This window comes from Streptomyces sp. NPDC054840 (assembly GCF_053611065.1).
On sequence record NZ_JBSGZP010000178.1, the window covers coordinates 1 to 11,869 of the forward strand.

The 11,869-nt window shown below is 72.2% G+C and carries 12 protein-coding genes; 6 read left to right on the forward strand and 6 right to left on the reverse strand.

Features of this window, described 5'->3' with window-relative positions; translation table 11 throughout:
- Positions 1 to 55: 55 nt before the first annotated feature.
- On the reverse strand, positions 56 to 1,096 hold the full coding sequence (locus ACWGIU_RS15445; RefSeq protein ID WP_453706028.1) for a CBM35 domain-containing protein: 1,041 nt from the start codon (positions 1,094 to 1,096) through the stop codon (positions 56 to 58).
- A gap of 68 nt (positions 1,097 to 1,164) precedes the next feature.
- Positions 1,165 to 2,931 carry a diguanylate cyclase CdgB gene (gene cdgB / locus ACWGIU_RS15450; RefSeq protein WP_453706030.1) on the reverse strand — a complete coding sequence of 589 codons (1,767 nt, stop codon included), beginning with the start codon at positions 2,929 to 2,931 and terminating at the stop codon, positions 1,165 to 1,167.
- A 302-nt stretch (positions 2,932 to 3,233) separates the two neighbouring features.
- Here cdgB and ACWGIU_RS15455 point away from each other — a divergent pair, with 302 nt between their 5' ends.
- A complete protein-coding gene (locus ACWGIU_RS15455) occupies positions 3,234 to 3,803 on the forward strand; it encodes a flavin reductase family protein (protein WP_453706032.1) in 570 nt (189 codons plus the stop codon).
- 70 nt (positions 3,804 to 3,873) lie between these two features.
- On the opposite strand, the gene arfB is transcribed toward ACWGIU_RS15455, so the two are convergent.
- Entirely contained in the window at positions 3,874 to 4,299 is a 426-nt protein-coding gene (arfB, locus tag ACWGIU_RS15460; protein WP_030727527.1) for an alternative ribosome rescue aminoacyl-tRNA hydrolase ArfB, read from the reverse strand.
- Positions 4,300 to 4,486: 187 nt separating this feature from the next.
- Between arfB and ACWGIU_RS15465 the strand changes: the two genes are divergently transcribed.
- Entirely contained in the window at positions 4,487 to 5,062 is a 576-nt protein-coding gene (locus ACWGIU_RS15465; protein WP_030718836.1) for a TerD family protein, read from the forward strand.
- A gap of 89 nt (positions 5,063 to 5,151) precedes the next feature.
- Positions 5,152 to 5,670 carry a GNAT family N-acetyltransferase gene (locus ACWGIU_RS15470; RefSeq protein ID WP_453706034.1) on the forward strand — a complete coding sequence of 173 codons (519 nt, stop codon included), beginning with the start codon at positions 5,152 to 5,154 and terminating at the stop codon, positions 5,668 to 5,670.
- Between the two features lie 12 nt (positions 5,671 to 5,682).
- On the opposite strand, the gene ACWGIU_RS15475 is transcribed toward ACWGIU_RS15470, so the two are convergent.
- Both ACWGIU_RS15475 and ACWGIU_RS15480 read right to left on the reverse strand, forming a co-directional pair.
- Positions 5,683 to 7,092 (reverse strand): M1 family metallopeptidase, encoded by a 1,410-nt coding sequence (locus ACWGIU_RS15475; RefSeq protein ID WP_453706036.1) that lies wholly within the window; start codon positions 7,090 to 7,092, stop codon positions 5,683 to 5,685.
- 32 nt (positions 7,093 to 7,124) lie between these two features.
- Positions 7,125 to 7,691, reverse strand: coding sequence for a GlcG/HbpS family heme-binding protein (locus ACWGIU_RS15480; protein WP_453706038.1), 567 nt, complete (start codon positions 7,689 to 7,691; stop codon positions 7,125 to 7,127).
- Positions 7,692 to 8,039: 348 nt separating this feature from the next.
- On the opposite strand from ACWGIU_RS15480, the gene ACWGIU_RS15485 reads away from it, so the two are divergent.
- The 3 genes from ACWGIU_RS15485 to ACWGIU_RS15495 are packed head-to-tail and all read left to right on the forward strand — an operon-like array spanning position 8,040 to position 10,413.
- Positions 8,040 to 9,248: a sensor histidine kinase gene (locus tag ACWGIU_RS15485; protein WP_453706040.1), complete on the forward strand. Its 1,209-nt coding sequence runs from the start codon at positions 8,040 to 8,042 to the stop codon at positions 9,246 to 9,248.
- Positions 9,245 to 9,865: a response regulator gene (locus ACWGIU_RS15490; RefSeq protein ID WP_030727513.1), complete on the forward strand. Its 621-nt coding sequence runs from the start codon at positions 9,245 to 9,247 to the stop codon at positions 9,863 to 9,865. The genes ACWGIU_RS15485 and ACWGIU_RS15490 overlap by 4 nt, the downstream gene beginning before the upstream one ends.
- Positions 9,866 to 9,909: 44 nt before the next feature.
- Complete coding sequence (locus ACWGIU_RS15495; RefSeq protein WP_453706044.1) at positions 9,910 to 10,413, forward strand: hypothetical protein; 504 nt, start codon at positions 9,910 to 9,912, stop codon at positions 10,411 to 10,413.
- A 340-nt stretch (positions 10,414 to 10,753) separates the two neighbouring features.
- On the opposite strand, the gene ACWGIU_RS15500 is transcribed toward ACWGIU_RS15495, so the two are convergent.
- Positions 10,754 to 11,428 (reverse strand): pentapeptide repeat-containing protein, encoded by a 675-nt coding sequence (locus tag ACWGIU_RS15500; protein WP_453706042.1) that lies wholly within the window; start codon positions 11,426 to 11,428, stop codon positions 10,754 to 10,756.
- Between the last annotated feature and the right edge of the window lie 441 nt (positions 11,429 to 11,869).

Here is an 11,869-nt window from a genome sequence, read left to right on the forward strand (position 1 = left end):
GGCGCGGCAGAGCCTGATGATCGCTTTCGGACGTGCGTCCCCGCCGTCCTCCCCGTCAGCGCCTGACGTGTCCCGAAGCCAGCTCCAGCTGGTCGAAGATGGCGTCGCACTGGTTGCCGGGCTCGCACGAGATCTTCATCGCGTTCGTACCCTTCTTGAGGGTGATGAACGCGAAGGTGCGCGTCCAGCCCTTGTCCCAGGCGCCGTCCGCCGCCTTGGCGAAGTTGTCCAGGTTCAGCGACTGGTTCGGGCTCTGACCGTTGACCGTGAGGGTCGCCTTGCCGGGCTTGCCGGGAACGCCGTAGTTGACGAACAGCGTGTACTCACCCGCCTCCGGCACGTCCACCGTCCAGGTGAGCGCCGCACCGGGCTGGTTGAAGCCGGCGACGTACTGGCCGCCCGAGCTCTTCGAACCGGGCACCGTGCTCTCCAGCCGCGCACCACCGGTCAGCACCATGCCCGCACCGGCCGCCTCGCCCTTCGGCAGCGGGGCCTGCGAGGGCTTCGGGCTGCTCGGGGCCGGGCTGGCCGGGTTCTGGGGGGCCGCCGACTGCTGGCCACCGTTCGCGGAGGGCTCTTCCTTGCCCTTGTCCTTGTCGCCGAACTGCAGGGCCGCAACGATGCCGATCACGACCACGGCGACCACCGCGACAGCCGCGATCAACAGGCCGCGCCGGCTGGACCCGCCGCCACCGCCACGACCGCCCCCGTGACCGCCCGGCTGGCCGACCGTCTGCGTCTGCGTCTGCTGCGCCGGAACGCCGTATCCGCCCGCGTGGAGGGCTTCCGGGGCCTGGTACTGGGCCTGGTAGCCGGCGGGCTGCTGCGCGGGGCCCTGCTGGTGCGGGAGGGGGCCGCGCTGGCCGCCGTTCCTGCGCTCGCCGACCGTACGCACCTGGTGGTGCGAGGTGCGCGGGACGCCGGGCTGGGGTCCGGAATGACCGCCGGCCGACGCGCCCGGGTAGCCGTATCCACCGCCCGACGCGGGCGGGGTGGCTCCGGCCGCCTGGCCGTCCTCGTAGAGGTAGCCGAACGGATCGTCGTCCTCGGGCTTGTTCGCCCCACCGTGCGGGCCGTTGTTCGCGGGCGTCGTCATCGCAGGTCACTCCTTTCGACCCCCGGGAGCCTACCCCGAACACGTGCGCCCACGAGCGGCAGACCGCCTCATCCCGCTCGGCGATGGGCCTTCGACCGGGACCTTTTCTCGATATACATCCGCTGGTCGGCAGAGCGCAGTACCTCGTCGGCGGACATCCCGCAGCTGGCCCAGCCGATGCCGAAACTGGCCCCCACCCGCACCGCGCGGCCGTCCACCCGGATCGGCGGGATGATCGCGTTGCGCAGCCGGACGGCGAGGTCGGCGGCATCGGCGGCGCCCAGGCCGTCGGCCAGGACGACGAATTCATCACCACCCAGCCGAGCGACGGTGTCACCGTCCCTGACGCCGGTCGTCAGCCGCCGGGCAACCTCGATCAGGACCGCGTCGCCCGTGTGGTGCCCGAACCGGTCGTTGATCGACTTGAAGCCGTCCAGGTCGCAGAAGAGGACCGCGAGCCCCTTCGTCCCGTCGTCGATGTCGGTCGCGGGCGCCACCGTGTGGACGTGGTGGTCGTACGGACCGTCCGACGGGGCGGGCGGCGCCCCGGGGAATTCGAATGGGTCGGCTCCGGGGAACCGGTCGGAGCCGTCGGCACGAAACCCGTGCTCACCGGCACCACCCGCCTCCGCCCCCACCGGGTGCCCGTCGTGCCCGGCGTGCGCCGCGTGTCCCCCGTGCGCCGCGTGGCCGTCGTATCCGTCGCGCCCCTCGAAGGCCGCGTCCAGCGCCTCGACCGCCGTGGCCCGTACGGACTGCGGCCTACGGCACAGCCGGGCGCCGAGCCGGGCCCGCAGTTCGGCGCTGTTGGGAAGGCCGGTCAGCGAGTCGTGGCTGGCGCGGTGGGCGAGCTGGAGCTCGTGCCGCTTGCGCTCCTCGATGTCCTCGACGTGCGTGAGCAGGAACCGGGGCCCGTCGGCGGCGTCGGCGACGACCGAGTTGCGCAGCGAGACCCATACATACGTGCCGTCGCGGCGGCCCAGGCGCAGCTCGGCCCGCCCGCCCTCGGCGGAGGTCCGCAGCAGGGTGCCGATGTCCTCCGGATGGACCAGGTCGGAGAAGGAGTAGCGGCGCAGGACGGAAGCGGGCCGTCCGAGCAGCCGGCACAGCGCGTCGTTGGTCCGCAGCAGCCGGCCGTGCTGGTCCCCGCCCATCTCGGCGATGGCCATGCCGCTGGGCGCGTACTCGAAGGCCTGGCGGAACGACTCTTCACTGGCCCGCAGCGCCTGCTGCTCGCGCTCCAGCCGGACGAGGGCGCGCTGCATGTTCGCCCGGAGCCTGGCATTGCTGATGGCAATCGCCGCCTGGAAGGCGTACATCTGGAGCGCTTCGCGGCCCCAGGCGCCGGGCCGGCGGCCGTTGCGCGGTCTGTCCACCGAAATGACACCCAGAAGTTCCCCACCGGACGCGTACATGGGCGCGTAGAGCCGGTCCTCGGGGTGCCACTCGTCCTCGAACCGCGGATCGGGGCCGTCGGTGTGCCACTGGGGGACGTCGTCCTCCATGAGGACCCAGCCCTCGGTGTGCGGGATGAACCTGAGTCCGTCCCAGTTCTCACCCATCGTCAGGCGGCGTTCCCAGGAGGCGCGGGAGCCGACGCGGCCGGTGATGAGGGCCTCCGCGGCGGGGTCGCCGGCGAAGGCCGCGACGACGAGATCACCGTCCGGGCGAACGAGGTTGACACAGGCGAGTTCGTAGCCGAGGCCCACGACGATGCCGTCCACGACGGTCTGCAGAGTATCCGCCAGGCTCCGGGCCGTGTTGAGTTCGGCCACCACCCGGTGCAGCTGCCGCAGGGTCGCAAGACGGACGTACGGCTCCGACTCGGTCTCCATTGCTCGCTCTCCCCGAGACCTCGACAGCAACTCCAGGTTTGTCATCGGCGTTTCGTTGCGGTGTCCCGTCCACTGAATCACAGTGAGCTGTGCGGCAGGTACACAGGGTCAACAAATCTTGCCCTCTGTGACTCAAGTCACATCAGGTGAATATCGGAGCGCTGTGGGGTCACGCACGACTGGGAGCGCTCCCTCGCCTTCCCGAGAGCAAACGATACGCCCGGGCCTAGGCCAAGGGGCGGGGACGCGACTCGGACCAGGGCCCGATGTACGGCGCGGAAGGGCGAGATTAGCGTTTCAGCGTGCTGAAGACGACCCCCGTACCCACCGCGTCCCACGGAACCCCCCATGCTGAGGGAGTGAGCAATGACGAGTTCCGGGCCGCGATGTCCCGGCTGGCGGCGGGCGTATGCCTGATCACCGCACACGAGCCCCCGCTGACGGCGGACGGTCCGCGCGGCGAGGACGTCGGCATGACGGCGACCGCCTTCATGTCCGTGTCCCTGGACCCGCCGCTGGTCCTGGTGAGCCTGCGCGAGGGCTCCCGGATGGACGACCTGCTGGCGGAACAGCCCCTGTGGGCGGTGTCGGTCCTCGCCGACCACCAGCTCCAGGTGGCGGGCCGCTTCGCGATGAAGGGCCGCATCAGCGACCGGCTGCTCTTCGCCGACCTGGCGTACGTACGCGGCGAGGCCTCCGGCGCACCCCTGCTGAGCGGCGCCCTGGCCACCCTGGAATGCCGCACGGAGAACCGCGTCGAGGCGGGCGACCACACCCTGGTCGTCGGCCGGGTCCTGACGGCCGGCCTGCCGTCCCCGGACGGGCAGCCGCTCACGTACTTCCGCGGGCGCTACCGGCACCTGGGCTCGTAGCGCTCGTAGCGCTCGCAGCGCTCGTAGCGCTCGTACGGCGGGTGGGACGCGTAAGCGGGCACGGGCGGGGCTACCAGTCCCGGCCCGTGCGGCCGCGCTTGGTCTCGGCCCGCGCCTTCTTCTCACGCAGCCGGCGCTCGTTGATCCCGCGCGGGATCTTCGTCGCCCGGCGCTGCTTCGGCGGCGGCGCCGTCGCCTCGGCCAGCAGCGAGGCCAGCCGGACCAGCGCCATCTCCCGGTTGCGCAGCTGCGAGCGGTGCTCGGAGGCCCGTACGGTCACCACCCCGTCCACCAGCCGCGCCGCGAGCCGCTCCAGCGCCCGCTCCTTCCACACCTCGGGCAGCGCCTTGGTGGCCGCCAGGTCGAACAGCAGCTCCGCGCGCGAGTCCGAGGTGTTCACGTGCTGACCGCCGGGCCCCGAGGATCGCGAGAACCGCCAGGCGAGCTCTCCCTCGGGGAGCACGACCGAACCGCGGATGACATAAGGACCAGGCATGCCCCTATGATCCGCCCCCGGCCCGGCCGCCGTCACCCGTATTTACCGCCCACCGCATCCGGCCGCGGAGATCCGCCGTCACGGACAATTCACGACGGGAACCCGACCGGCCTCTCGTCGCGTTATAGGAGGCAGCGGTAGTTTGACCGCCTGTACGTGCATGTTGGATGAGGAAAGGGACATTCCCATGGCTGTCAGCCTGTCCAAGGGCGGCAACGTCTCGCTCACGAAGGAGGCCCCGGGCCTCGCTGCCGTCACGGTCGGCCTCGGCTGGGACGTCCGTACGACGACCGGTGTCGACTTCGACCTCGACGCCTCGGCGATCGCGGTCAACCCGACGGGCAAGGTCGTCTCCGACGGCCACTTCGTCTTCTTCAACAACAAGTCCACCCCGGACCAGACCATCGTCCACACCGGTGACAACCGCACCGGCGAGGGCGCGGGCGACGACGAGGCCATCAACGTCAACCTCGCCGGCCTCCCGGCCGACGTGGACAAGATCGTCTTCCCGGTCTCCATCTACGACGCCGAGGCCCGCAGCCAGAACTTCGGCCAGGTCCGCAACGCGTACATCCGCGTCGTGAACCAGGCCGGCGGCGCCGAGATCGCCCGCTACGACCTCTCCGAGGACGCGGCGACCGAGACCGCCATGGTCTTCGGCGAGCTCTACCGCAACGGCGCCGAGTGGAAGTTCCGCGCGGTCGGCCAGGGTTATGCCTCCGGCCTCACCGGCATCGCGCAGGACTTCGGCGTCAACGTCTAGGAACGCGAGGTCCGGCACCGCCGGACACCAGCGCTGGTGAAGCCCCCCTCCCGGCCGTCCGGGGAGGGGGCTTCGCTACCGTTCGACAGGTGATCCTGCAACCGCTCGTCCCCGTCGACGGCGCCCTCCCCGGTCCGGTACTCACCGAGATCGCCGCCCTCTACTCGACGAACCACGCGTTCTTCGAACTCAGCGGGGACTTCCCCGACCCGGACCGCATCACGGTCGAACAGGTCGCCGCCGCGCTCGCCGGTGAACTCGCCCACGACAGCGCCGAGGTGCTCCTCGCCCGGTCCGCCGGCCGCCTCGTCGGGCTGGCCGCCACCCTCGCGCAGGCACCCGCCGCCGACGACCCGGACCCGTGGATCGGCCTGCTGCTCATCGACGCCACCGCGCACCGCGAGGGATACGGCCGCGCCGTGGCCACCCTGGTCGAGGACCGCTTCCGCGCCGCCGGACGCGCGGGCGTACGGATCGCCGTACTGGACAACAACCCCAAGGCCCTCGCCTTCTGGCAGGCCCAGGGGTACGTCACCCTGCGCCGGGCCGAGGACCGCGAGATGGGCCGCGACTGCACCGTGCTGCGCAAACCGCTCGAAGCCCCGTAGCGAACCGGATCCCTACGTGGGGCGGTCCTTCCCGTACAGCCACACGTCCCAGACCTTCTTCAGGCCGTGCCCCGTCTTCTCCTCGGCGTAGGCGGTGAAATCGGCCGTGCTCGCGTTCCCGTGCCGGTGGTCGGCGGCCCAGCCGCGCACCAGGGCGAAGAACTTCTCGTCGCCCACCTCCTGCCGGATCCGGTGCAGGACCATCGCACCGCGGTAGTAGACCGGTTCCGCGGAGAGGTCCCGGGGCCCGGGCGGCGAGGCGGGCGGGAAGGCGTCCCAGGCGCCGGCGGCGTCCTTGTCCACGTCCGTGTCCCCGGCCAGGAACGCCTCGAAGTGCTCCTGTGCCGTGGGCCCGCCGTGGTCCTCGGCCCACAGCCACTCGGCGTAGGTCGCGAAACCCTCGTTGAGCCACATGTCCTTCCAGGTTTTCGGCGACACCGAATCGCCGAACCACTGGTGCGCGAGCTCGTGCACCACGAGCTCCTCGCTCGGAGCGCCGGAGTAGACGGGCCGGCCCTGGGTCTCCAGCGCGTAGGTGAGGGTCCCGGCGGGCACCACGATCGCACCCGCCGAGGCGAAGGGGTACGGGCCGAACCGCCCGCTGCCCCACTCCACCATCTCCGGCAGCCGCCCGAGCGGACCGGTGCTCGGGGCCTCCTCCCCGGGCGCCACGGCGCTGTAGAGGCGGACCCCCGAGGGCGTCCGCCCGGTCGTCACCTTGTACCGCCCGACAGCGGCGGTCGCCAGATAGCTCGCCATCGGCTCCGGACTGTGCCACGCGAACACGGTCCGCCCGTCGGCGTCTTCGGTACGGGAGCGCAGTTCGCCGTTCGACACCGCCTCGTAGCCGCGCGGAACGGTGAGGGTGATGTCGTACGCGGCCTTGTCACCGGGGTGGTGGTTGCCGGGGAACCATGTCATCGAACCGACCGGCTCGCCGACGGCGACCGCGCCGTCCTCCGTGGTGATCCAGCCCTCCTTGGTGCCGTCCGGATCCGTGAGGGGCTTCGGCTTCCCGCTGTAGTCGACCTCCGTACGGAAGACCTCGCCCTTCGCCAGGTCCTCGACCGGGCGCACCGTCAGCTCGTTGCCGGTCCGGTTGTACCGGGCCCCCTCGCCCTGGACGGTCACGCCCTCGACGTCCATGCCGCTGAGATCCAGGTTGAAGGAGCTGAGCGGCTGCTCGGCGCGGGCGGTGATCACGGCCGTACCGTGCAGCTGCCCGTCGGCGGGGTCGTAGTCCAGGTCCAGCGCGTAGTGGTCGACCTGGTAACCGCCGTTGCCCGCCCGGGGGAAGTACGGATCACGCAGCCCCGACGCACCCGGCCGCCCCTGCACCGTGTCTCCCGTACACCCCGTGGTGAGGGCGAGCAGGGCGGCGACGGCAGGGGCGGCGAGACGGGAGAGAGCACGGAGTTCCACGCACTCGATCCTAGGCGGGCCGACTCCGCGGGTTACTTGCCGAGCGCGTCCACGCCGGCCTTGGCGAACTTCTCGTCCAGGTCACCGCTCGGGGCGCCGGCCACACCGATACCGGCGATGGGCGCGCCGTCCGCCTGGACCGGGGTGCCACCGCCGAGGAAGAGGGTGCCGGGGATGTCCTTCAGGTTCGGGGTCTGGGCCAGTCGGCCCACGAGCACCGAGGTCGGGGCGTTCCAGGACACTGCGGTGAAGGCCTTGCGCTGCGCCGAGTCGTAGGACTGCGGACCCGCGCCGTCGCCACGCAGAGTGACGATGGTGTTGCCGTTGCGGTCGACGACGGCGACCGTCACCTTCTGGTTCTCGGACTCGGCGGCCTTCAGCGCGGCCTGGGCGGCGCGGGTCGCGGCGTCTACGGTGAGGTGCGTCGTCGTGGTGACGTTCTTGTCGCCCGGCCCGTCCTTCTTCGAGGGGACCGAGGCGACGGACGCCGAGACGGCGTCGGAGGCGGGGGTCGCGCTGGCGCTCACGGCACCGAAGGCTCCGGCGCCCAGGGCGACGGCGAGGGCGGTACCGGTGAGAACGCGGGTGCGGGTGTTCATCTCTGCTCCTGAGAACGGTGGCACGGGGTCGGCACCGGGTCGGCACCGGGTCGGTCCGGGCCGGTCGGACCGGCTCCTTCACTGCTCCAAGCCTCGGCGCGAAACCCCCCTCACCCCGTCCCCGTACCGGCTCGCCCCGCCCACCGCACCGGCTGACCCGCGGGTCATCCGATCGGTCGATGCGCACCGCGTCCGGAGAGGTATTTCCTGGTCACGGCCCCGTCGGCGCTTCCGGTCCCGCCGGTCTCCGAGACGCGGGGTCCTGGGCCGAGCCCCCCTCTCCCAGCCCCACGGCGTTCGAGGCGCGGGGTCCGGGGCCGAGCCCCGGCAGCGCCGCCGCGGGCGACAATGAACGCACCCCTCGCAAACCAGGAGCATCCGGTGAGCCACCCCGCCAGCAATCCGGACACCCGAACGCTGGCCACGGTCGCGCACACCGCGTTCTTCCTCCTGCTCGGCGCCTCCGTGGTCCGCTTCCTGCTCCGCCACCCCGGTGAACCCCGCACCCCGTGGATCATCGCCCTCAGCATCGTCCTGGCCCTGCTCTACGTACTCGGCCCCGCCCTCGGCGCCGCCCCCACCGCCCGGCGGCTCCTGTGGCTCGGACTGGTCGTCACCACCTGGACGGTCCTGGTCGTCCTCGCGCCGAGCTTCGCCTGGTGCGCCGTACCGCTGTTCTTCACCGCCCTGCGCACCCTCCCGCCGCGCGCCGCCGTCGTCCTCGTGGCCCTCCTCACCACCTTCGTGGTGATCGCCCAGCTCCAGCTGGCCAAGTCCTTCGACCCCAACCTGCTGCTGGCCCCGCCCGCCGTGGCCGCCCTCGCCACCGCCGTCTTCGTCCACATGGAGCGCCAGGCCCAGGCCCAGCGCACCCTCATCGACGACCTGATCCGCACCCGCCGCGAGCTGGCCGCCACCGAACGCCGCGAAGGCACCCTCGCCGAACGGCAGCGGCTGTCCATGGAGATCCACGACACCCTCGCCCAGAACCTGTCCAGCCAGCAGATGCTGCTCCAGGCCGCGGACCGCACCTGGGACACCGACCCGGCCACCGCCCGCGCCCACGTCCGTACCGCCACCGGCATCGCCGCGCACGGCCTCGCCGAAGCCCGCCGGCTCGTCCACGACCTGGCCCCGCCCGAGCTCGCCGGCGGCGCCGGCCTCGCCGAAGCGCTGCGCTCCCTCGACGCCGGCCCGGACATCGAGGTGCGCTTCCACCTCGAAGGCAGCCCGGCCCCGCTCCCCGACCGCGTGCAGTCCGCCCTGCTGCGCATAGCCCAGGGCGCGCTGGCCAACGTCCGCGAGCACTCCGGTGCCCGTACGGCCGCACTCACCCTGAGCTTCCTGGGCGACCAGGTCGTCCTGGACATCGCCGACGACGGCCACGGCTTCACCGAGCCGCGCACCGGTACCCGTACCGGCGCCGCCGAGCGCGGTCACGGCCTCCCGGCCATGCGGGCCCGCGTCCGCCAGCTCGGCGGCACCCTGACGATCGAATCCACGCCGGGCGAGGGCACCGTCCTCTCCGCGGCCATCCCCCTGGAGCCGGCCCCATGACCACGATCCTCCTCTGCGACGACCACGTGGTGGTCCGCGCCGGACTCCTGGCCCTGCTCGGCAGCGAGCCCGACATCGAGGTCCTCGGCGAGGCGGGCAGCGGCGAGGAAGCCGTCGCGCTCGCCGCGAAGCTCCGCCCCGACGTGGTCCTGATGGACCTCCAGCTGGGCGAGGGCATCGACGGCGTCGAAGCCACCCGGCGCATCACGGCCCTCCCCCGGCCCCCGCACGTCCTGGTCCTCACCACCTACGACACCGACGCGGACATCACCCGCGCGATCGGCGCCGGCGCCACCGGCTACCTCCTCAAGGCCGAACGCCCGGAGGAACTCTTCGCCGCCATCCACTCCGCGGCCCAGGGCCGCACCACCCTCTCCGCCCCCGTCGCCAGCCGGGTCATGGCCCACATGCGCGGCACCCGCCCCACCCTCACCGACCGCGAACTCGACATCCTCGGCCAGCTGGCCCGGGGCCTGGGCAACCGCGACATCGCCCGCGCCCTGTTCATCAGCGAGGCCACCGTCAAGACCCATCTGGGCCGCATCTACGACAAGCTCGGCGTCGACACCCGCGCGGGCGCCGTCTCCGTCGCCAAGGAACAGCGCCTCCTGCCCTGACACCGGAGGTGAACGGCCCCGGCACCCGTGACACCATCGGCTACGTGCTCGACATCGGCTACTCCCTCTCCCGGCGTTTCCCGGACCCCCCGCAGACCGACTACCGCTCCGCGGACGTCCACACCCTGCGGCACGACCTGTTCTGCGGGGACGTCTACCTCGCCGACACCGACGCGGACCGGGAAGTGTCCACAGCCTGGGGATGGGTGCCCGTACTGGACTTCGCCTGGGCCCTGTGCGACATCGTCGAACAGCTCGACAAGGACCCCCGCGGCAACCGCTCCGCCAACCGGCAGTACGCCGAGCTCGACTTCACCGAGTCCACGGACCGGATGCTCTTCGAACGCCGCTTCGGATGGGTCGATGTCGAGGCCGACTGGATGCCGGCCGAGGAAGCCCCGCTGACCTTCAGCCACCGCCTGCTGCGCCGCGAGGCCCGCGACTTCCTGCACGACCTCATCGCGGACCTGATCGACATGCACGACGGCCTCGCCGACAACCCGGCCATCTGGACCCTCCAGGCCCGCTTCCCCCGCGTCCCGGCGTAGCCCGGGGCGGTGACGACCGGCCCCGCCGCCAGTACGTCTTCCAGTTCTCGGGGCCGGGACGGCAACGGTGCGTGTAGTTGAAGCCGTTCATCTCCCAGCCGAGCACGATCACCGTGTCCGGTACCCCGACGTCGACCAGACGCGTGGCCAGCCGCCGCCTCCACAGGCCTCGTGCACCGAGGTGTCTGCCGGCGACGGTAGGCACCTCATCCGATGGACCGCCCGCCGGACATCCAGCTGCTCGGCCATTCGCCGCAACCGCCCACCCGGTCCGGCCGCCGCAGCCCCGCCGGCGTCCGAGGCGCAGGTCCAGGGCAGCCCCCGGCAACGGCGCCGCAGACTACGGAACCACCCGCACCCCCAGCTGGGCAGCGAGCGCCGGGGCCAGATCGAACAGTTGGGCCGGGCTGATCACCGCCCCGGCCAGTGCCTCCACCCCCCGCGCGATCTCCAGCACGGACGCCTCCCGCAGATCCACATCCGTCATCCGCACCCCGCTGAAATCCACCCCCCGCAGCGCGCAGTCCCGGAACTCCACCCGCTCCAGCACCGCTCCCGCGAAGTCCGGCTCCACCAGGACACACCCCTCGAAGACCACGTCCTTCAGCCGCGCCTTCCGCAGATTCAGGTAATCGATCTTCCCTCCACGGACCACCACCCGCTCCAGCACCGCCCCGTGCAGCTGCACCCCGCCCAGCCGGGCGTCCACCACCTCCACGTCCCGCAGCGAGGCCCCCGACAGATCGGTGCCCACCCCCCGGACCCCCTCCAGCACCGAATCCAGGACCCGTGCCTTCGCCAGCCCCACCTCGTCCAGCGCACACCGCCGCACCGCGCAGTCCATGAACCGGGACCCGATCCCCTCCTGCCCCGCCAGGTCGAGATCCGCGAACTCCAGCCCGTCGTAGTCCCCGTCCGGCTCCAGCTCACCCCCCTCCCACACCGCCAGCTCGGGCAGCCGCAGCTCCGCCCGCCGTGCCGTCTTCACCGTCTGCTCCTGCCCTTTGCGCGCCATGGCCCCATCGTGAACGATGCCGTGCCCCTGCGGGGCCCCTGCGGGGTGCTCGGCGGTGTCCCCTGCGGGGTGCTCGGCGGTGTCCCCTGCGGGGTGCTCGGTGGTGCGTGGTGCGGGTCGGGCTGCGCCCCGGGCTGCGCCTCAAACGCCGGCGAGGCTTGAAGGGGCGGGACCGTGTCCCCTGCGGGGTGCTCGGCGGTGTGTGGTGTGGGTCGGGCTGCGCTCGGGGCTGCGCCTCAAGCGCCGGCGGGACTTGAAGGGGTGGGACCGTGTCCCCTGCGGGGTGCTCGGCGGTGTGCAGTACGGGTCGGGCTGCGCCCGGGGCTGCGCCTCAAACGCCGGCGGGGCTTGAAGGGGTGGGGCGGGGCCCCGCACGAGGGTCTCCTCGGCTCGGCGCGTGCGGGCATGTCACGGCAAGACGGCCCAGGTCGCGCCTCGTCC

Coding starts and splice junctions, on each gene's coding strand:
- cdgB (WP_453706030.1), bottom strand. CDS start 2,931: ATGGAGACCGAGTCGGAGCCGTACGTCCGTCTTGCGACCCTGCGGCAG.
- ACWGIU_RS15490 (WP_030727513.1), top strand. CDS start 9,245: ATGACCACGATCCTCCTCTGCGACGACCACGTGGTGGTCCGCGCCGGA.
- arfB (WP_030727527.1), bottom strand. CDS start 4,299: ATGCCTGGTCCTTATGTCATCCGCGGTTCGGTCGTGCTCCCCGAGGGA.
- ACWGIU_RS15485 (WP_453706040.1), top strand. CDS start 8,040: ATGAACGCACCCCTCGCAAACCAGGAGCATCCGGTGAGCCACCCCGCC.
- ACWGIU_RS15500 (WP_453706042.1), bottom strand. CDS start 11,428: ATGGCGCGCAAAGGGCAGGAGCAGACGGTGAAGACGGCACGGCGGGCG.
- ACWGIU_RS15465 (WP_030718836.1), top strand. CDS start 4,487: ATGGCTGTCAGCCTGTCCAAGGGCGGCAACGTCTCGCTCACGAAGGAG.
- ACWGIU_RS15445 (WP_453706028.1), bottom strand. CDS start 1,096: ATGACGACGCCCGCGAACAACGGCCCGCACGGTGGGGCGAACAAGCCC.
- ACWGIU_RS15480 (WP_453706038.1), bottom strand. CDS start 7,691: ATGAACACCCGCACCCGCGTTCTCACCGGTACCGCCCTCGCCGTCGCC.